Raw genomic sequence first — 20247 nt, 5'->3', positions numbered from 1 at the left:
CCACGGCGCTGAGTTGCGCGTGTTCCGGCGCTTGCGGCATGAGGATCTTTCGAAAATCCTCGTGGATTGCAGGCATGTCATCCACCAACAGGATGCGACGGTTTTGCGGGGTCTTCATCGCTGGCCCTCCGGATTGGGGACTGATTTTTCAGAATAATTAGAGCAGATTTCCGTAAGGGTATGTCGCGAATGAGATACTGGCTGTGCGCCCGTCTTATGGGAGTGGATTGAAATTTCTGACCGATTGGGCCCATTAGGACGCAGGGCTTCGCTCCTCCGCTCATTACTGGCTGCTGCATCCAGTGCGCAGTGCGCACTTGGCAGCGGCCCGAAGTGGCGGTCATGGTGGGCCCCTGTGCGGCCCGGTGTTCAGAAGCGGAACTTGCTCGGTTTGGCTCACTTGAAGTCCCGACTCTCCGTCGGCAACCGGCCCAGCAGCGGGTTGAGGTTGGTGAAGCCCTGCGCCAGCAGGTGGCGCACATCGCCGTCGCCGCGCTGCCAGACGCCTTCCACGGCCAGCAGCCGTGCGCCGAGGATGGCGCTGCGGTGCTCTTCATAGACCTTGGGCCAGACGATGACCTGCACGTTGCCGGTCTCGTCCTCCAGCGTGACGAACAGGGTGCCCTTGGCCGTCTGCGGCTTCTGCCGCCCGGTGACGATGCCGCAGGCCTTGGCGCGGCGGCCGCTCTTGACGGCGTCGAGCTGCTGGGCGCTGAGCAGCCCTTGCTTGGACAGGCGTGGGCGCAGCAGGGCCAGCGGGTGGCGGCGCAGCGTCAGGCCGGTGGCGGCGTAGTCCCACAGCACCTCCTCGCCCTCGGCGGCGGCGGGCAGTTCGAGGTCGTCCTCGGGCAACAGGCTGCCCTGCAGCAGCTCCGGCATGGCATGCAGGGCCGAGGCCTGCCAGACCTGCTGGCGGCGATGGCCGGCCAGCGACGTCAGTGCATCGGCGGCGGCGAGCTGTTGCATGTCTTGCTGCGTCAGGCGGGCTCGGAAGGCCAGGTCCTGCGGGTGGGCGAATTCGCCGTCGCGAGCGCGAGCCTGCTCGATGCGCTCGGCCGCCTCGTCGCCCAGGCCGCCGACGAGGCGCAGGCCCAGCCGCACGGCGGGTTGGTGCTCGCCCGGTCGGGGCTCCAGCGTGCTGTCCTTGTTGCTGTGGTTCACGTCGATGGCGCGCACCTCGACCTCGTGCCGGCGCGCATCCTGAATGAGCTGGCTGGGCGTGTAGAAGCCCAGCGGTTGCGAGTTCAGCAGCGCGCACAGGAAGGCTGCGGGCTCGTGGCATTTGAGCCAGGAGCTGACATAGGTCAGCAGCGCGAAGCTGGCGGCATGGGACTCGGGGAAGCCGTAGGAGGAGAAGCCCTTGATCTGGCTGAAGATGCGCTCGGCAAACGCGTCCTCATAACCTCGTTCTCGCATGCCCTTGACGACCTTGTCGTAGTACTTCTCCAGCACGCCGGGGCGCTTCCACGCGGCCATGGCACGGCGCAGTTCATCGGCTTCGCCGGCGCTGAAGCCCGCGGCGATCATGGCCACCTGCATGACCTGCTCCTGGAAGATGGGCACGCCGCGGGTGCGCCAGAGAGCTTCCTTCAGGGCTTCGCTGGGGTATTCGACCTGGTCTTCGGGCAGGGCGCGGTTCTTCAGGTAGGGATGCACCATGCCGCCTTCGATGGGGCCAGGGCGCACGATGGCGACCTCGACTACCAAGTCGTAGTAGGTCCGCGGCCGCAAGCGCGGCAACATCGACATCTGCGCGCGTGACTCGATCTGGAACACACCGATGGTGTCGGCCTTGCAGATCATGTCGTAGGTGGCGGTGTCGTTGTCGGGGATGGTCAGGTCGATGGCCGTGCCGCGCATCGGGTTGACGAGATCGAAGCAACGCCGGATGGCGCTGAGCATGCCYAGGGCGAGCACATCGACCTTCATCATCTTCAGCTCGTCGATGTCGTCCTTGTCCCACTCGATGACGCTGCGGTCCTTCATCGTCGCGTTCTCGATGGGAACGAGGCGCTCGAGCGAGCCTTGCGTCAGCACGAAGCCGCCCACGTGCTGGGAGAGGTGGCGGGGCAGCCCGTTGAGCTGGCGGCCCAGAGTGATGAGTTGCTGAAGCCGGGGATCGTCGTCCGGCAAGCCAAGCTGCTGCAGCAGCTCGAGGCGGTGTTCTTCGGGCAGCACCTGGGTGGACCAGCCGCTGTGGTCATTGCTCATCACTTCGAGCTGCGCCTCGCTGAAGCCCAGCGCCTTGCCGACATCCCGGATCGCGCTTTTGGGCCGGTAGCAGATGACGACGGCCGTCAGTGCGGCACGGTCGCGGCCGTATTTCTTGTAGAGGTGCTGGATGACCTCCTCGCGGCGCTCATGCTCGAAGTCGACGTCGATGTCCGGCGGTTCGTTGCGCTCGCGGCTGATGAAGCGCTCGAACAGCAGCGTGCTGCGGTCGGGGTCCACCGATGTGACGTGCAGGCAGTAGCAGACCACGCTGTTGGCGGCCGAGCCGCGACCCTGGCAGAGGATGCCGATGCTGCGCGCGAAGTCGACCACATCGGCAACGGTCAGGAAGTAGTGTTCGTACGCCAGCTCCTCGATCAGTTCCAGTTCGTCCTCGATGCGGCGCTTGAATTTGTCGGGCACACCGCCCTTGGCTTCTGGCCAGCGCTTGTAAGCACYGGCATAGGTCAGATCGCGCAGGTGCTGGCGCGGCGTGCGACCGGCAGGCACGACCTCGCTGGGGTAGCGGTAGCTGATCTCGTTGAGGCTGAACGTGCAGCGAGCCGCCACCTGCGTCGTCTCTCGCATCAACGCTTGCGGATAGATCTGCGAGATCCGGTAGCGGCTGCGCAGATGGCGCTCGGCGTTGGGCTGCAGGTCGAAACCGCACTCGGCCACCGTGCGGCCCAGGCACGTGGCCGTCATCACGTCCTGCAGCGCCTTGCGCGAGCGCACGTGGAAGTGCACGTCACCGGCGGCAACCAGCGGCAGCGCCGTCTCCTCGGACAGCGCCTGCAGCCGCTGCAGCCACAGCGCATCGCTGGCCTCGCGCAGCAGCTCGACGGCGATCCAGGCGCGGCCGGCGAAATGGCGCAGCACCCAATGCGCCGCCGGCGCCAGCTCGGCATCTGGGGCCTCGCGCGGCAGCACGAGCAGGGCCAGGCAGTCGGACAGTTTCTCGGGTGAGATCTGGCGCCAGTGCAGCGTGTACTCGCCTTTGACCGGGCTGGCACGCCGCAGCCGGGTGATGAACTGGCTGAGATTGCCGTAGCCGTTGAGGTTCTGCGCCAGCAGCACGAGCTTGAAGCGCGGCGTGCCGGTGTCGTCGCGCACAAGGAACTCGCTGCCGATCAGCAACTGCATCAGCTGCGGTTGCGCAATGTCGTCTTCGGTCTGGCCCGCCTCGCGTGCAACCTCTTTCAGGGCGTGGTGCGCTGCCTCGCGCATCTCCCGCAATTGCTTGTGCGCGCGCACGACGCCCGCCAGCGAGCATTCGTCGGTGATGGCCAGCGCTTCGTAGCCCAGGTCGCAGGCACGCTCCACCAGTTCGGCCGGCTCGGACGCGCCACGCAGGAAGCTGAAGGCCGACAGGCAGTGCAGCTCGGCATACCGCGGCACGTCGGTGCGCGAGCCGGGCTGGGCCCGTTGCCACCCATCGGCGGCGCGGCGCAGGTCGGCTTCCGAGGCGATTCCCTGCTCGCGCAGCATCGCCAGCCGCTCGTCGCGGTCCGACATCGGCGGCGTCATGCGAAGACCCCATGCAGGAACCATCCCGATGTGGCCGTTGCCGCGTCCGGCAGGCGCTCGTGATAGACCCACAGCAACCCGCGCGCGGCGCTGCGGTAGACGAAGTAGTCGCGCGTCTGCAGGCCGCCGCGGCCCTCCCACCACCCGGCCTCGATGCGGTGCGGGCCGCTGACTCGCGCCAGCGGCCCGGCGTACAGCGGTTGTTCCTGCGCATCGCAGCGCAGTGGCTGTGGTGGCTCGACGAGCCAGGTCGGCTGCGGCCCTGGTGGAGAGCGCACAGCTACGGAAGGCGGTGCTGGCCAAGGCTGCCAGCGCTGCATTTCGGCCAGCCGATGGTCTTCGCGCAGCCGGCCTTCGCGCACATGGTCGGCGCCCAGGCGCACCGACAACCGCTCCAGCAGCGCATTCGTCGTCGTGCGCTCCTGCGGATCGGCGGGGCCGGGCAACAGGCTGCTGCTGCCTTCCTCCAGCGGCAGCACGGTATCGGCGCTGAGGCGGATTTCGCCGGCTGGCGCGGCCAGTGTCATGCGGCCCAGGTGTTCGGACAGCAGCCTTGTAAGCCGCCTCAGATCGCGCGTCGTGTCCGCCGTGGCCACGGTCAGCTCGCCGCTGTCGGCCACGTCGCGGGGGCGCATCGCGTCGTGCTGCCAGGCCAGTCGCAGCGCACGCACACCGGCATGGCGGGCGGCGAGGAAGGCGCAGAGCTGGCGCAGCAGGGTTTCAGCAAAGTGCAGCAGCACGGGCGCGTGCTCGACGCGGTAGGGCAGCTCCAGCCGGGCGTCGAAGCGATCGGGCAGGGTCAGCCAGCTGTGCATCTCGGGCAGGTCGCCATAGGCCTGGTCCAGCGCCGTCAGCAGCGCCGGGCCAAAGCGCTTGGCCAGTGCCGGGCGAGGCAGCCGGCGCAGCTCGCCCAGGCGCGTGCAGCCCAGGCGGGCCAGCATGGCGTGATGGGCTTGGGCGGCGCTCAGTGCCGATAACGGCAGCGCGTCCAGGCGCTCGCTCAGGCGGCCAGGATTGATGTCGCTGCAACGCGCCAGTGCCAAGGCGCCCAGCGCTGTCGGCGCCCAGGCCATGTCGCCCAGGGCCAAGCCGGCTTGTGTTGCCTGCGTCTGCAGCCGCTGCCGCAACGCCCGTGCGCCGCGGAACAGCCGCAGGCTGGCCGACACCTCGGCCACCACCGCTTCCTCCAGCCGCGCAACGCGCGGCGTGAAGCTCAGCGCCAGCCAGCCGAGGGCGTCAACATCGCCAATATGACCTGTTGACCCCCAGGGCAGGGCTGCGCCCTGCCCGCCCCCCGAGGGGGTCAAGGCAACTTGGGGCGGCCCGGCGTTGCCTTGGGCATCAGGCCTGCAGCACAGGGCGAGCCAGCGCATGAGGGCGCTCCATCGGAGGGCTGGCCGGAGCCGGCGCGGGCTCCGGCATGGGGGCAGGCAGGGGCTTGCGCTTGGCGGCAGTCAGCAGCGGTTCCACCGCGCCGGGCACGGCGGGCAGTTCAAGCCAGCCCTCGTGCGCGGGCCCGCGGCGCTTGAGCAGGTGCACGGCCAGGTCCCAGCCCTCGCCCGGCTGCACGATCAGGCGCAGCGGCGCGGCCGAGGACTGCTGCTGCACGCGCTCCGGCCGCATCAGGAAGGCCGGCGCATCGGAACTCAGCGCATTGACCTGCAGGCGCCGGATCTGCTCCGGCCGCGCCTCGGGCAGCCAGGCCAGCACGGCCACGCGCGACTTGATGGCCTGCTCGGCGGCCCAGAGCGCTTGAGCCGGCGTGCTGGCCTCCACCCAGATCAGTGCCGAGGGTGGCAGGCCCAGGGCCTGCAGGCCCGGCAGATGGGGCGTGTGGGGCGGGTTGATGAGCAGCAGCGAACGCAGCGCCGACGTGACCACGCGTCCGCGACGGCCGGGAGCGGCCGCCGGCAGGGCCTGGGCCGCCCACCAGCCGCTCAGCGCCGGCGCCAGCAGCCGCCACTCCAGCACGCCGGGCTGCGGCGTCAGCAGCTCGGTGACGGCTCGCAGCGGCCAGCCGCCGCCGGGCAGCTCGGCGTCCAGCGCCGCAAAGCCACTGGCCAGCGTCGGGTCGGCGGCGGTGCTCAGGCTGCTGCCGCGCCACAGCCGCCCCTGCAGCCGGGCGTCGTCCAGCGGCAGGGGGACGAGCGGGGGCCGCAAGGCAGCGCAAGGGACGCAGGAGGCGAGAGAAGCGGACAACATGGCCAGGAAACAGGCAGGTCGGGGGAAGAATCCGGAGCTTGAATGAGATCATAAGACTGTATGGATATCCAGTATTTTCTGGCAATCGACCCCACCTTGGCGCTAGCATTTCACGGCGTTCCTGGAGAGCCGCCATGCAACTCGTCCCGCTGATCTGCGTCCATGACGTGCCCGCCAGCAGCCGCTGGTATCAGCGCTTGCTGGGGTGCCACAGCGGCCACGGCGGCGACGAATACGAACGCCTGAACGCGCCCGACGGCCATTTGCTGCTGCAGTTGCACCGCTGGGAGGTCGATCACGATCATGGGCCTCTTGGCGACGTCGAGTTGCGCCCCTATGGCAACGGCGTGCTGCTGTGGTTCGAGCTGGCTGACTTCGACGCCGCCGTGGAGCGGGCGACAGCGCTGGATGTCGACGTCGTCAGGCCGAAGCGCTGGAGCCAGAACGGCAACTGGGRGTTCTGGCTGCGCGACCCCGATGGCTATGCCGTGGTGTTGACGAGCCCACTGCCCTGAGCGAATCAGGCGAAGCCGTCGCCATCGAAGTTGACCTCGTCCTCGTCACGGGCCAGCGTCGGGGTGCTGCCCTTGGGCCGCATCGCTTCCAGCTGTTCCCTCAGCTTGGCCACTTGGTCCAGCCAATAGTTGGGCGTGCCAAACCAGGGGAAGGCGAGAGGGAAGGCCGGGTCGCCCCAGCGGCGAGCCAGCCAGGCGCTGTGGTGGATCATGCGCATTGTTCGCAACGGTTCGATCAGACGCAGTTCGCGATCATCGAATTCGGCGATCTGCTCGTAGCCATCGAGCACGGCGTTGAGCAGGCTGCGTGCAGCATCGGGCTCGCCGGGCAACAGCATCCACAGGTCCTGCACCACCGGGCCATTGACGGCGTCGTCGAGGTCGACGAAGTGCGGCCCGCGGTCAGGCGTCCAGAGGATGTTGCCGGGATGGCAGTCGCCATGCAGGCGTGTCAACTGCAGGTCGGGCAGGCTGTCAAAGGCGGCCTGGATGGCATCAATGCAGCGGCGTGCGGCCTCGTCCCAGGCGGGTGCGATCTCGGGCGGGATGGCGTCGTTGCCCATCAGCCAATCGCGTGCGGCCTGGGCGGGCGCGGCGCTGGCCCAGGCCAGGCGTTCGGCAAAGGGCTTTTGGCGGCCGACGCCGTGCAGGCGAGCCAGTAGCCGGCCGATCCAGCGCAGCACTTCGGGGTCTTCCAGCTCCGGCCCGCGCCCACCCTGGCGCGGCGTGACGGCCAGGCGCTGGCCCTGATAGTGGAAAAGGGTGGAACCGCCCTCCAGCGTCCACGGCGCCGCGACGGGCACCTCGGCGGCGGCGAGCTCGGTGGCGAAATCGTGTTCTTCCAGGATCTGCGCATCGCTCCAGCGCGCCGGGCGGTAGAACTTGGCGACAGCCGCGCCGCCGTCCTCCAGGTGCAGCATCAGCACGCGGTTCTCGAAGGAGTTGAGCTGCAGCAGCCGGCCGTCGGCACGCAGGCCGGCGGCGTCCAGGGCGTCGAGCATGAACTCCGGCGTCAGGTCGCCGAAACTGAGATCAGGGGTCGCGTCATGCATCCGGCGAGTGTCGCCGGTTGCAATCAACTCCGACGGGGACGCTGGGTGGCGTAGCGCGGCGCATCGACGACGACGCCGACGATGTCGTCCATCATGGCCTCCTCGTCGGCGTCATCGAGCACCGGCAGATTGCGCGGGTTGTAGCGCGCCGGGTCGAGGTTGCGTGAGGACAGACGGCGCTGTGGATGCGGCGCGGCGGGCTGGGCCGGCATGCGCGGATGGCGGTCGCGCTCTCGGTCCCCATAGCCGTCATTGCCGCCACTGAAGACGCCAGCGTCCTGCCACAGCGGCAGAGGCTGGGAGAACTGCCCCCAGTCGCTGCCGAATTCGTCCTCGCTGCTGCCCATGCGGCGGCGCGGCGGCGTCGATGTGGCTGCCGGTGCGGGRAGCGGGCCGCGTGAATTGCTGCTCTGGGGCACCAAAAGCTGCAGCTCGGCGACGCTGGGCAACTGGTCCATCGCGCAGCGCAAATAACGCACGCGGCAGGCGGAGAGCACGGCATGCTTGATCTGCAGGCTGCGCGGCGTAACGCCGCGCTCGCCCTCGAGGTCGATGGCGGCCAGCACGCGACCATTGGGGCTGCAGACAGCGAAGGTCACATGCGAGGCGCCGAGCAGATCGAACCAGTAGCGCACTTCCTTGGCCTCGGTCGGCTGGCAAAACCGCACCAGCGGCAGCTTGGACAGCACGACGTGGTGGGGCAGGGCCTCGCGCAGCAGCCGGAAGACACGGCGCTCGTCGGTCGTGAATACAGGCCGCGCCGTGAGTGACCACTCCGCCGGCAAGCCTTTATTGGCGTACGCAGGTCGGCGCAGCGCCCAGATCAGGCTGATGGCCAGACCCAGGACGCAAACAGCCAGCGCGGCGATCCAATAGATGGCGTACGGCATACCCTGAAGGGATTTCGGCGGATGACGCCGACCTTGTTTTCTCGCGGCGCAATGGTCGGGCAATGTAGCGCAACGTCCCTAAAAGGAATTACTCGCTAGTCCCGATTCCCCCGGGCCTGAGGGGGAGCATGCCTGGGAAAACGGCCGTTGGCCCGTCATTTATTCCTTGGCAGCGCGGCCGGGAGATTCGAAATGGGCTTTGACCTCGGCAACGCTGTCGACAAATCCACTCAGCACTTGAGCCTGGCGCTTGAACTGGAAATCCAGCTCGCCCAGATGCCGCTCCAGTGCCTGCTCGACCTGGGAGCTGAATGATTCGGGTGGCAGGCGCAGATAGGCCGCGGATTCGCTGCCGTCGCGCTCGACGATGGCGCCGGCCGCCGCCGCAATGCGCAGCATGGGCCGGTTTTCGCTCAATGCGTGGATGAACAGGGTGTCGATACCCCGGTTGCGGGCATGCAAGCCCGCGGCGTCGAAAAGCCGCCGTCCCAGGCCCCGGCCGCGCGACTGCGGCAGCACGGAGACGCCGAACTCGGCCATCGTGCGGCTGGGCTCACCCGGCATCGGTTGCCCATAGGCCAGATGGGCCAGGGCGATCAGGTGCAGGCGGCGGTTGAAGATGCCCAGCACYTCGTCGCGGGCAAAGTCGATGCTGAGGGCGTATTTGCGAATCTGCTCGTCCGAAGCCGGGTACCCGAAGCGCAAGTAACGGTCCTGCGGCTCCAGCGCCAGCAGGTGGTCAATGATGCGATGGCGGTGGCGGCGCGCGAGTGAGCGAATTGGCACCCAGGTGGAAAGGAGCTCCAATGCAGCCCGGGCCTTGGCCAGAGGGCCTGCCGGTTCGGCCGGGGCGGCTGCCGGCGCAATCGGGTCGAGGCCGAAGGCCGACAGCTCATGGCCCTCGCCCGCCGCGGCTTCGGCGAGGGGAGGAGAGGCGGCGGACGGGGGCTTGGGCATGGCGGGCACTGCAAAGGTATGGCAAGGTTAACGCCTCGGTCCTTTTCAAACCATCGGCCGCACTGCTACACTCGTGGGCTTTTCCGTCAAAAGGCTGCGGGAAAGAGCCGTGTTGAGAGGCTGTGCATCAGACACAAGCACCGAGACCGGTCGAAGTTCAGCCATCTATTGCCGGTTTCAGCAGTTTGAAGCCGGCGCAGCGAAAGCACTCTCATGAAGACCTTCAGCGCCAAGCCGGCCGAAGTGACGCACGAGTGGTTTGTGATTGACGCCACCGACAAGGTGCTCGGACGTGTTGCCAGCGAAGTGGCACTCCGTTTGCGCGGCAAGCACAAGGCCATTTACACGCCTCACGTGGATACCGGTGATTTCATCGTCATCGTCAATGCCGAAAAGCTCCGTGTCACGGGCAACAAGGCCACCGACAAGGTGTACTACCGTCACAGCGGCTTCCCCGGCGGCATCTACGCCACGAAGTTCAAGGACATGCAAGCCAAGCACCCCGGCCGCGCGCTGGAAAAGGCCGTCAAGGGCATGCTGCCCAAGGGCCCGCTCGGTTACGCCATGGTCAAGAAGCTGAAGGTCTACGCAGGCCCGACGCACCCGCATACCGCCCAGCAGCCCAAGGCTCTCGAGATCTAAGGAACGGCCATGATCGGAAACTGGAATTACGGTACGGGCCGTCGCAAGTCGTCGGTCGCTCGCGTCTTCATGAAGAAGGGCACGGGCCAGATCATCGTCAATGGCAAGGCCATCGACGCTTACTTTGGTCGTCAGACGTCCATCATGATCGCCAAGCAGCCCCTGCTGCTGACGAACAATGGTGAAGCCTTCGACATCAAGGTGAACGTGCACGGTGGTGGCGAATCGGGTCAAGCCGGCGCCCTGCGCCTGGGCATCACCCGCGCGCTGATCGACTACGACGCAGCCCTGAAGCCCGAACTGAGCCGCGCCGGCTTCGTCACGCGTGACGCGCGTGAAGTCGAGCGTAAGAAGGTCGGTCTGCACGGCGCCCGTCGCAGGAAGCAGTTCAGCAAGCGTTAATTGCTGCGCTTGGACACAAAAGGCCGCTTCGAGCGGCCTTTTGTTTTTGCGCGGACAATCCCCATATTCGTCTCTGGACAGATTCACAGGAGCCTCGCCATGAGCGCCGTGCTTGATACCCCCGTCACTGACATTCCCGTGCCCCTGGTGTTCACCGACAGCGCCGCCGACAAGGTGCGCGACCTGGTGGCCGAGGAAGGCAACCCGGACCTGAAGCTGCGCGTTTTCGTGCAGGGTGGTGGTTGCTCCGGCTTCCAGTACGGCTTCACCTTCGACGAGGCCGTCAACGACGACGACACGCAGATGCAGAAGAATGGCGTCACGCTGCTGATCGACTCGATGAGCCTGCAATACCTGATGGGTGCCGAGATCGACTACAAGGAAGACCTGCAGGGCGCCCAGTTCGTCATCAAGAACCCGAACGCCACGACGACCTGCGGCTGCGGCTCCTCCTTCTCGGTCTGAGCCTTCGCTCAACCCTCGCTGACAAGCCGCCTCCGGGCGGCTTTTTCATTGCCGACCCATGGCACCTCCCTTGCCGTCTCCCGACATGGATCAGGAACGCAAGCAGCGCATGCTGCTGTGGCTGGTGGCCCTCGGCTTCTTCATGCAGACGCTGGACGCCACCATCGTCAACACGGCGCTGCCGGCAATGGCGCGCAGCCTGGGCGAAAGCCCGCTGCGCATGCAGTCCGTCGTCGTCGCCTATTCGCTGACGATGGCCATGCTGATCCCGGCCACGGGCTGGGTGGCGGACCGCTTCGGCACGCGCCGCATCTACGTCGGCGCAATCGTCCTCTTCGTGATCGGCTCGGTGCTGTGCGCGTTGGCGCCCAGCCTGGACGCCCTGGTCGCCGCGCGTGTCGTGCAAGGCGCTGGTGGCGCGCTGCTGCTGCCGGTCGGACGCCTGGTCGTGCTGCGCACCTTCCCGCGCGAGCGCTTCCTGCAGGCGATGAGCTTCGTTGCCATTCCCGGCTTGGTCGGCCCGCTGATCGGCCCAACGCTGGGCGGCTGGCTGGTGCAGGCGGCGTCCTGGCACTGGATCTTTCTGATCAACCTGCCGGTCGGCCTCATCGGCGCCTTGGCCACGTTGCGCTACATGCCAGCACCTGCGCCGGTCGCGGTCGGGCGCTTTGATCTGACGGGCTATCTGCTGCTGGCCTTCGGCATGGCCGCGGTCTCGCTGGCGCTGGACGGCCTGTCGGGCCTGGGCTTGCGCCAGGCTTCGGTACTGATGTTGATGATCTTCGGGCTGGCCAGCCTGACGACCTACTGGCTGCATGCCCTGCGCCGGCCCGACCCGCTGTTTTCGCCCCGGCTGTTTCGCATCGGTGCGCTGCGCATCGGCCTGCTCGGCAATCTGTTCTCGCGCCTGGGCAGCTCCTGCATGCCCTTCCTGATCCCGCTGCTGCTGCAGGTGACCATGGGCTATTCGCCCGCCCAGGCCGGCATGATGATGTTGCCCGTGGCCCTGGCCAGCATGTCGATGAAGCGCGTGACGACACCGCTCATCCGGCGCCACGGCTACCGGCGTGTGCTGGTCGTCAACACCTTGCTGGTCGGGCTGACGATGGCGAGCTTCGGCTTCGCCACGCCTGGGCAGCCGCTGGTGGTGACTGTCGTGCAACTGGCACTCTTTGGCGCCGTCAACTCGATGCAGTTCACCGCGATGAACACGCTGACGCTGAAGGATCTCGAGCCCGACAACGCGAGCAGTGGCAACAGCCTGCTGTCCATGGTGCAGATGCTGGCCATGGGCATGGGTGTGGCCGCGGCGGGCGCGGTGCTGGCGGCCTTCACAGCGCACTTCGGCATGGACGGTGTGCAGACGCTGCAGGCCTTTCGCGCCACCTTTGTCTGCATGGCCCTGATCACGATGGCCTCGGCTGGCATCTTCGGCCAGCTCGAATCGGGCGACAGCCACGTGGCGCTGGCGATCAAGCAGCAGGACCCGCCCGAACCGGGCTGAGCCCGCGCTGTCAGGCGGGGTAGAGTGCCCCCAGCAGGCGCGTKCCTGCTGCGCCGGTGACGGCAGGCAGATTGCCCGGCCGGCGCTGGACAAAGCACCGGGCCAGCCAGGCGAAGGCCGCCGCTTCGACCTGGTCGACCGGCAGGCCGTGCGCGGCGCTGGTCTGCACGGCCACGCCGGGCAGCAGCGCCGCCAGGCGGCCCATCAGCGTGCCGTTCAGGGCGCCGCCACCGCAGGCGATCAAGTGCTTGGCCTGTGGCATGGTGGTGTGCAGGGCGTCGGACACGCAGCGAGCGCTGAGCTCCAGCAGCGTCGCCTGCACATCCTCCGGCGCGAGACTGGGCGCCAGCTTCGCGTCCAACCAGCGCAGATGGAAGAGATCGCGCCCCGTGCTCTTGGGCGGCGGTAATGCGAACCAGGGTTCGGCCCGCAATGCCGCCAACAGTTCGGGAAGCACCTTGCCCGTCGCGGCCCAGGCGCCGTCGGCGTCATAGGCCAAGCCGCGATGTCGGGCGATCCAGCCATCCATCAGGCAGTTGGCCGGGCCGCAGTCGAAGCCGCCGGTGCGGCCGTCGGCATGCAGCAGGCTGAGGTTGCTGATGCCGCCGAGATTGAGCACTGCCACGTCCGCCTGCGCTGCACCGAAGACGGCGCGGTGGAAGGCCGGCACCAGTGGCGCGCCCTGGCCGCCCGCGGCCACATCGCGGCTGCGCAGGTCGCAGATGACGTCAATGCCGACCTGCTCGGCCAGCAGGGCGCCGTTCAGCAGTTGCGTCGTGTAGCCGTCGAAGCCGTCCGGGCGGTGGCGCACCGTCTGGCCATGAGCGCCCATCGCCGCAATCTGCTTGCGTGGAACGCCCGTGGCTTCAAGCAACTGCGAGACGACGTCGGCATAGGCACGGGCTACCGCATTGGCAGCCAAGGCGGCGCGATGCAGCTCGTTACCGCCAGGTGCGTTCAGTGCCAACAACTCGTCGCGCAGCGCGTGGGAGAAGGGGGCATGCACATGGCCGGTGACGGCCAGCGCATCGGCGTCGAAGAGGACGCCATCAATGCCGTCGAGCGAGGTGCCCGACATCAGCCCGATGTAGAGCTGACGGAGCTCAGTCGGCGGCTGAGACGCCATCCATGGTCTCGGCCACGGCCAGTTGGGTCTTGACGCTGGCGACGGTCTGCAGGAACTGCGACTTGGCGTAGTTCGGCAGCGTGATCGCCTCGGAGGCGCGAGCGATGGTGCGTGGGTCCATGTGGCGGCCGCCGACGCGAAACTCGAAGTGCAGGTGCGGGCCGGTGGCCCAGCCGGTCGAGCCGACGGCACCGAGCTTCATGCCCTGTTCGATGCGCTGGCCCTTCTTGACGTCAATGCGGCTCAGGTGCGCGTAGACCGTGCTGCGGTCGCCGGCGTGGCGCACCTGCACGACATTGCCAAAGCCGTTCTGCCAGCCGGCCATTTCGACCGTGCCATCGCCCACCGACCGCACGGCCGTGCCGGTCGGCGCACCGTAGTCGACACCGTTGTGCTGGCGCCAAGTCTGCATGATGGGATGGAAGCGCATCGCGAAGCCGCTGGTGATGCGCGAGAACTCCATCGGGCTGGCCAGGAAGGCGCGACGCTTGCTCGTACCGTCAAAGCCGAAGAAGCTGCTCTTGCCGGTGGCGTTGTCCTTGAAATAGACGGCCGAGTAGGTGCGGCCGTTGTTCGTGAACTCGCCGGCCAGCAGTCGACCCACGCCGCCGTCCCACGGGACCGGCTCGCCGTCGGCGGTCAGCGTCTCGTAGACGATGCTGAAGCGGTCGCCCTTGCGCAGCTCGCGGTGGAAGTCGATGTCGCCCGAGAACATGTCGGCCATCTGCGAAGCGATGGCGTCGGGGATGTTGGCGTCGTCGGTAGCGGCGAACAGCGAGGTGCGGATGGTGCCGCTGCCCAAGGCCACCTGGGCCTGCAGCGGTGCCGTTTCGGTGCGGGCGGTGAAGCGGCCGCCGACGCGCTCGATCGTCAACCGGGTGAAATGACTTGCTTGCTGCTCGACCTTTTCGGCCGGGAAGCGCATGACGATCTTCTGCACCTGGCCGGAGGCGTCGGCTGTCAGGTGGACCATCTTGCCGGCGCGGCCCTGCAGCACGCGCCGGCCCAGCGGGTCAGTGCGCAGGAAGGCCGCGGCGGCCGGGTCGAAGGCGCCGGCACGCTTGAGCAGGCTGTCAGGGGTATCGCTGGAGCGGGTGGCTTCGGCGCGGGTCAGGCCGACGGCGTGCGTGGCCAGCTCCTCGAGCTGACTCTCCACATCGGGCGTGGCCAGGGTCTCGACCAACGTGCGCTTGGGAAGCTCGGCGGCGTCAGGGGCCAGCGGCGCGATGCCGAAGGCGGTCACGGCGAAGCAACTCAGCAGGCCGACGACGGTGGCCGTCAGCGCACGCGGATGCCGGGCGGCAAAGGCCTCGGCATGCTGCAGGCTGGCTTGGACTTGCTTCAGGCGGTTCTTAACAGTCACTCTCGCTGTCACTCTCGGTATTCCCGGGGTTGTCGCTGGGGCAATCCCGGCCGAGCCGGTTCAGCGCTGAGGCCGCTCGTGGGCGGCCCTTAAAATCCCTGGATTGGTTGTGTTGAAACAACACCCCCAAACGAAGGGTGAATTCTAACGGCTTTGTCCTACCTGGCATGCCGGTTAACCCCGATGGATCAATAACTTAACGTTTCGCCCGGCTTGCTGCCGGGCGCCGATGCGCCATGTCCGACGCTCCGCAATTCCCCATCACCGATGCTGTCCTCGAAGCCCTGGCCGTCACGCGCCGCGGCGTGGACGAGTTGCTGCCGGAGGCCGAGTGGACGAAGAAGCTGGCCCGCTCCGCCGCCACCGGTGTGCCGCTGCGTATCAAGCTGGGCCTGGACCCGACGGCGCCCGACATCCACGTCGGTCACACGGTTGTCTTGAACAAGATGCGCCAATTGCAGGACCTGGGTCACCAGGTCATCTTCCTGATCGGCGACTTCACCTCGCTGATTGGCGATCCGTCCGGCCGCAACGCCACTCGTCCGCCGCTGACCAAGGAACAGATCCAGGCCAACGCCGAGACCTATTACGCCCAGGCCAGGCTGGTGCTGGACCCGGCGCGCACCGAGATTCGCTACAACTCCGAGTGGAGCGAGCCGCTGGGCGCGGCCGGCATGATCCAGCTGGCGAGCAAGTACACGGTCGCCCGCATGATGGAGCGCGACGACTTCACCAAGCGCTTCGCGGCCCAGACGCCGATCTCGGTGCACGAGTTCCTCTACCCGCTGATGCAGGGCTATGACTCGGTGGCGCTGAAGAGCGACCTGGAGCTGGGCGGCACCGACCAGAAGTTCAACCTGCTGATGGGCCGCCACCTGCAGCAGGAATACGGCCAGGAGCCGCAGTGCATCCTGACCATGCCGCTGCTGGAGGGGCTGGACGGCGTCGAGAAGATGTCCAAGTCCAAGAACAACTACATCGGCATCACGGAAGCGCCGAACACGATGTTCGCCAAGATCCTGTCGATCAGCGACGTACAGATGTGGAAGTGGTTCGAGCTGCTGTCCTTCAAGTCCCTGGCCGAGATCGCCGCGCTGAAGGCCGAGGTCGAGGGTGGCCGCAACCCGAAGGACGCCAAGGTCATGCTGGCCAAGGAGATCACGGCGCGCTTCCACAGCGCGGCGGCGGCGGACGCGGCCGAAGCCGACTTCAACAATCGCGCCCGCGGTGGCATTCCTGACGAGATTCCTGAAGTTCAGTTGAGCGGCGCGCCCATGGGCATCGCCCAGGTGTTGAAGGGGGCCGGCCTTGTCGCATCGACAGGCGAAGGCCTGCGCATGGTCGAGCAGGGCGGCGTGCGCCGGGCCGGCGAAGTCATCGCCGACAAGGGGCTGAAGCTTGACGCCGGCGAGCATGTGCTGCAGGTGGGCAAGCGCAAGTTCGCGCGGGTCGTGCTGAGCTGAGCGCCCGGCGGGCGGCCGTTCGCCACCGTTCGCTGGCGATTCCCGCCGCGCGCTGTCCATTCGTCGCAAGCCGTTGGCCCYAAGGGCGAGGCATCCGCACAGTCCAGGCATCGCAACACCCACCGGATGCCGCCAATGACTGCTTCTTCCATCCCCTTCTGGCCCTTCGCCGTCCTGGCCGGCCTCGTCATGCTGGGCTACCGCCAGTCGCGTGACCGTGTCGTCCAGCCCGGCATGCTCGCCAAGGTCGCCCTGGCCATGCTGGCCCTGTCGCTGTATGGCGTCACGACGGCCTTCGGCGCACACATGGTTCCCGTGCTGGCCTGGGCGACGGCCTTTGCAGCTGCCGTCTTCATCGGTGGCCCGCTGTTTGCACCGCGCGGCCTGGCCAAGGAAGGCGCCGCCGTGCGCATGCCCGGCAGCTGGGTGCCGCTGGGCCTGATGCTCGGCATCTTCATGACCAAGTTCGGCCTGGGCTTCGCCAACGGCATGGGCGCCCATGTGCTGCAGGAGCTCTGGTTCATCGCCGCGGTGAGCGCGATCCTGGGTCTGTTCAGCGGTGCCTTCGCGGCCCGGGCCACGGCGGTGCATCGCTTCGTCCGCGCCGCTTGATCTCTCAAGCCCATGAAAAAGGGAGGCCGCGGCCTCCCTTTGCTTTCACGGCTTGACCGGCCGCAGATACGGTCCCGGCTTCACCACCTGGACCGGCTGCTCGGCAATCCGGCGCTTCAGATCGGCCAGCGCCGCATCCAGCTGCGCGTCCTGGCCCATGGCCGTTGCGCGCGGCGGGTTGTCGACCTCGATGTCCGGCGTCACGCCGATGCCCTCGATCAGGAAGCGGCCCTCGGCGTCGATCTGCCCCGTCTCGGCGGCCCGCATGATGCCGTTGTCGATCAGGCGGTTCTGGTCCGACAGCCACACGCCCGCCCCCGAGCTGCGCTTGCCAATGACGGGGCCCAGCTTGAGGCGCTTGAAGCCCTCGGCGAAGGTCTCGCCGTCGCTGTAGGTGTCTTCGTTCATCAACACCACCGTGTGGCCGCGGTAGACGTTCTGCATGTTGGCGTAGACCGGTGCGCCGCCTGGCGAGCGCGGTTGCCAGAAGGCCCAGGCGCGGCGCAGCAGCTTTTCCAGGATCCAGCTGTCGATGTTGCCGCCATTGTTGTAGCGCACGTCGATGATGAGGCCGTCGCGGTCGCTGGCAGCGTAGAACTCGCGCACGAAATCGGCGATGTCGGCCGCGCCCATCGCGCGCAGATGCACGTAGCCGATGCGGCCCTGGGCCGACTGCTCCACGGCGCGGGCGCGGCTGACGCGCCAGTCGTTGTAGCGCAGCTGGTTTTCGCGCGTCTGCGCCACCGGCGTGACGATGCGCTGCACCGTCTTGCCGCTGGCCTGTTTCACCTCCAGCAGCACCTGGCGGCCGGCCTGGCCGCGCAGCAGCTCCAGGATGTGCGGCGCGCTGGCGCTGGGGCGGCCATTGACGGTCGTGATGACGTCACCCACTTGCAGGTTGAGACCGGGCGCGGCCAGCGGCGGTGCCTCGGATGGCAACTCCTGCTCATGCGCATAGATCGCATCGATGCGCCAGCCCTCCGGTGCGCGCGAGAAGCGCCCACCGAGGCCCGCGAGGCCAGGCTCGTCGGGCGCGAGCCGCGTGTCGCCGGCGCCGATCTGGCTGTGCAGGGCGCCCAGTTCGCTGACCATCTGCGCCATCAGCTCGGCGAGCTCGAAGCGGTCGGTCACAYGGTCCACCAGTGGCTCGTATTTGGCGCGCACCGCCACCCAGTCCACGCCGTGCATCTTGACGTCGTAGAAGTGGTCGCGGTGCAGGCGCCAGGCGTCGGCGAACATCTGCTTCCACTCGGCGCGCGGCTGCGTGGCGATCTGCCAGTCGGTCCAGCGCACTTGCAGCTTGGCGAGTTCAGCCGGCAGCTTGGGCGCCGCGTCGACGACGAGGATTTCCGGCGCCGCACCCGCGGGCTGGTTGCGCACCAGCATCAGCTTCTTGCCGTCGGCGCTGATGTCGTAGTTGCGCACGTCGCTGGCCAGGATCTCGGCCGGGCCGCCCTGGTTGTCGATGCCAACCGACTTGAGCTGGCTTTTTCCGTCCAGATCACGATCCAGGAACCACAGGCGCTTGCCATCCGCGCGCAGCGCGCGGTAGCTGCCGGCGGTCACGGGCAGCTCGTGGAGGCGCTCGGCCAGGCCTTCGAAAACGATGGCGGGCTTGCCCTTCTTCTCGGCGGCTGGCTTCTTGTCGTCCTTTGGATCAGGCTTGCGCTCGGTCGGCTCCTTGTCGGTGGCCTTCTTGTCCTCGGCGCGCTGCTCGTCGGCCTTCTTCTCGGTGACCGACTCCAGCTCGTCCTTGGCCGCGAACGGCGAGCGCAGGCCCGGCTGCAGGGCCAGCGCGTAGAGCTTGGCGCGAAAGCCGAAGAACGGCCCGGTGTTGCGGTCGCCCCATGTGCTGCCATTGCCCGTCGTCGCGAAGTTGCGGTTGGACGCGAAGTACAGCCATTGCCCGTCCGGGCTGAAGGTGGCGCTGTCGCTGTCGTAGCGGTCGCTGGTCAGCGTGTGGGTGCGGCCATCGGCCGTGCTGTAGAGCTGCAGCTGGCTGCGGTCGGCATGGCGCAGCGACAGCGTCCAGGCCAGGGCCTGGCCATCGGGACTCCAGCCCTGCAGCTGCGGCGCGTCGCCAAGGGCGCTGCGAGCGATCTCGCGTGTTGTCTTGGCCTTCAGGTCGGTCAGCCAGATGCCGCCTTCCTTGTCGGTATGCGCCAGCCAGCGGCCGTCGGGCGAAGGGAGCAGGTCGCGGCGCTGCGTCGTTGCGCCGCTGGTGATGCGTTCGGGTTGACCCGTGCCATTGGCCGCGAAGCGCCAGATCTCGGTCTCGCCGCTGAAGTCGCAGACGGCGAAGACGCTCTTGTTGTCGCTGCTGAATTCACCCTTCTTGCAGCTGCCGTCGGCCGGCAGCGGCAGCTCAGCGCGGCGCAGCTGCTGCRCGCCCTGCGTCGCGAGGTGACCGCGCGCGGCCAGCAGCACGCGCTCGCCATTGGGGGCGAAGGATGTGTCGGTCAGGAAGTCCTGCGGCTTCTTGATCCAGCGCTCGCGCTGCTGGTCGAAGTCGCCGCCCAGGCTGATGTCGAGCTTCTTCGCGCCCGCGCTCTGCGCGAGGTCGACGAGGTAGAGGTCCGCGCCCACTGCATAGACGACACGGCTGCCGTCGACGGATGCGTGGCGGATGTCCCAGCCCTTGTGCGTGGTGTGCTGGCGCATGTCACCGCCTTGGGCATTGACCGACCAGATGTTGACCGTGCCTTCGCGGTCCGACAGGAAGGCGACGCGCTCCGCGCCACCGACGCGGTAGGGCAGGGGACGGCGATCGTTGTTGCCCTCGGCGATCAGCGGTTTTGCTTCGGCCTTGTCCGTCAAGTCCAGCGACCACAGCCGCGCGATGGCGCCGCCGCGGTACTGTCGGGCGTTGTCGCTGCGCAGGCCGCTGCGCGTGAAATAGAGCGTCTTGCCATCGGCGCTCAGCGCGGCGTCGCTGGCCTGGCCGACGGGCAGCTGGCGGCGCTGGCCAGTCTTCACGTCGATGGCGAAAAGCTGACTGCCGGGACGGGCGTCCAAGCCGGTGTAGAGGACTTCGCCGGCGGCCGTGAAGCCCCAGACGCGCATGCCGCCGCCTTCCCAGGTCAGGCGCTTCGGCGGGCCGCCGGCCACCGGCATCAGGTAGATCTCGGTGCCGCCGTCGTACTGCGCCGTGAAGGCCAGCCATTGCCCATCGGGCGACACGGCGGGCTGGGTCTCCTGGCCGTTGTGCGTGGTCAGCCGCTGGGCTTCGCCGCCCTGCGTGCCGACGCGCCAGAGGTCGCCCTCGGCGACGAGATAGACGGCATCGCCACGCAGTGTGGGCTGGCGATAGAAGCCG

Annotated in this window: 16 protein-coding genes; 7 read left to right on the top strand and 9 right to left on the bottom strand. The window is 67.7% G+C overall.

What is annotated here, in order from left to right; translation table 11 throughout:
- Positions 1-396: 396 nt before the first annotated feature.
- The 3 genes from ACXJKR_RS06650 to ACXJKR_RS06640 are packed head-to-tail and all read right to left on the bottom strand — an operon-like array spanning position 397 to position 5898.
- Positions 397-3738 carry an error-prone DNA polymerase gene (locus tag ACXJKR_RS06650; protein WP_457321757.1) on the bottom strand — a complete coding sequence of 1114 codons (3342 nt, stop codon included), beginning with the start codon at positions 3736-3738 and terminating at the stop codon, positions 397-399.
- On the bottom strand, positions 3735-5111 hold the full coding sequence (locus ACXJKR_RS06645) for a Y-family DNA polymerase (RefSeq protein ID WP_457321755.1): 1377 nt from the start codon (positions 5109-5111) through the stop codon (positions 3735-3737). Before ACXJKR_RS06645 ends, ACXJKR_RS06650 begins: the two co-directional genes overlap by 4 nt.
- Positions 5080-5898 (bottom strand): translesion DNA synthesis-associated protein ImuA, encoded by an 819-nt coding sequence (locus ACXJKR_RS06640; protein ID WP_457321753.1) that lies wholly within the window; start codon positions 5896-5898, stop codon positions 5080-5082. Before ACXJKR_RS06640 ends, ACXJKR_RS06645 begins: the two co-directional genes overlap by 32 nt.
- A 176-nt stretch (positions 5899-6074) precedes the next feature.
- Here ACXJKR_RS06640 and ACXJKR_RS06635 point away from each other — a divergent pair, with 176 nt between their 5' ends.
- Entirely contained in the window at positions 6075-6455 is a 381-nt protein-coding gene (locus ACXJKR_RS06635) for a VOC family protein (RefSeq protein WP_457321751.1), read from the top strand.
- A gap of 5 nt (positions 6456-6460) precedes the next feature.
- Here ACXJKR_RS06635 and ACXJKR_RS06630 read toward each other — a convergent pair whose 3' ends face one another.
- The 3 genes from ACXJKR_RS06630 to ACXJKR_RS06620 all read right to left on the bottom strand — a co-directional run bounded on the left by ACXJKR_RS06630 (position 6461) and on the right by ACXJKR_RS06620 (position 9354).
- Positions 6461-7507 carry a serine/threonine protein kinase gene (locus ACXJKR_RS06630; RefSeq protein WP_056203151.1) on the bottom strand — a complete coding sequence of 349 codons (1047 nt, stop codon included), beginning with the start codon at positions 7505-7507 and terminating at the stop codon, positions 6461-6463.
- Between the two features lie 23 nt (positions 7508-7530).
- Positions 7531-8397, bottom strand: a complete 867-nt coding sequence (locus ACXJKR_RS06625) for a DUF2726 domain-containing protein (protein ID WP_056203154.1) — start codon at positions 8395-8397, stop codon at positions 7531-7533.
- 159 nt (positions 8398-8556) lie between these two features.
- Complete coding sequence (locus tag ACXJKR_RS06620) at positions 8557-9354, bottom strand: N-acetyltransferase family protein (RefSeq protein ID WP_457321748.1); 798 nt, start codon at positions 9352-9354, stop codon at positions 8557-8559.
- Positions 9355-9567: 213 nt separating this feature from the next.
- On the opposite strand from ACXJKR_RS06620, the gene rplM reads away from it, so the two are divergent.
- The 4 genes from rplM to mdtD all read left to right on the top strand — a co-directional run bounded on the left by rplM (position 9568) and on the right by mdtD (position 12367).
- Positions 9568-9996, top strand: coding sequence for a 50S ribosomal protein L13 (gene rplM / locus ACXJKR_RS06615; RefSeq protein WP_056203159.1), 429 nt, complete (start codon positions 9568-9570; stop codon positions 9994-9996).
- A 9-nt stretch (positions 9997-10005) separates the two neighbouring features.
- Complete coding sequence (gene rpsI, locus ACXJKR_RS06610) at positions 10006-10398, top strand: 30S ribosomal protein S9 (RefSeq protein ID WP_056203161.1); 393 nt, start codon at positions 10006-10008, stop codon at positions 10396-10398.
- A gap of 99 nt (positions 10399-10497) precedes the next feature.
- On the top strand, positions 10498-10863 hold the full coding sequence (gene erpA / locus ACXJKR_RS06605) for an iron-sulfur cluster insertion protein ErpA (RefSeq protein WP_056203164.1): 366 nt from the start codon (positions 10498-10500) through the stop codon (positions 10861-10863).
- Positions 10864-10921: 58 nt separating this feature from the next.
- On the top strand, positions 10922-12367 hold the full coding sequence (gene mdtD, locus ACXJKR_RS06600) for a multidrug transporter subunit MdtD (RefSeq protein ID WP_056203167.1): 1446 nt from the start codon (positions 10922-10924) through the stop codon (positions 12365-12367).
- A 10-nt stretch (positions 12368-12377) separates the two neighbouring features.
- Here the strand turns inward: mdtD and ACXJKR_RS06595 are convergent, their stop codons facing one another.
- Together ACXJKR_RS06595 and ACXJKR_RS06590 are read right to left on the bottom strand one after the other, a co-directional pair.
- A complete protein-coding gene (locus tag ACXJKR_RS06595; RefSeq protein WP_457321745.1) occupies positions 12378-13493 on the bottom strand; it encodes an anhydro-N-acetylmuramic acid kinase in 1116 nt (371 codons plus the stop codon).
- Complete coding sequence (locus ACXJKR_RS06590; RefSeq protein WP_457321743.1) at positions 13471-14856, bottom strand: peptidoglycan DD-metalloendopeptidase family protein; 1386 nt, start codon at positions 14854-14856, stop codon at positions 13471-13473. Before ACXJKR_RS06590 ends, ACXJKR_RS06595 begins: the two co-directional genes overlap by 23 nt.
- 236 nt (positions 14857-15092) lie before the next feature.
- Here ACXJKR_RS06590 and tyrS point away from each other — a divergent pair, with 236 nt between their 5' ends.
- Together tyrS and ACXJKR_RS06580 are read left to right on the top strand one after the other, a co-directional pair.
- Positions 15093-16319: a tyrosine--tRNA ligase gene (gene tyrS, locus ACXJKR_RS06585; RefSeq protein WP_056203175.1), complete on the top strand. Its 1227-nt coding sequence runs from the start codon at positions 15093-15095 to the stop codon at positions 16317-16319.
- 135 nt (positions 16320-16454) lie between these two features.
- The gene (locus ACXJKR_RS06580) at positions 16455-16931 is read left to right on the top strand and encodes a DUF6622 family protein (RefSeq protein ID WP_056203177.1); all 477 of its coding nucleotides are present in this window, start codon (positions 16455-16457) and stop codon (positions 16929-16931) included.
- Between the two features lie 45 nt (positions 16932-16976).
- Here the strand turns inward: ACXJKR_RS06580 and ACXJKR_RS06575 are convergent.
- Positions 16977-20247 (bottom strand): S41 family peptidase (locus ACXJKR_RS06575; protein ID WP_457321740.1); only part of this gene is annotated, 3271 nt, incomplete at its 5' end.

The organism is Roseateles sp. P5_E11 (assembly GCF_054049355.1).
Note: the sequence above shows the minus strand (reverse complement) of the source record. Positions and strands in the feature narration are given on the sequence as shown.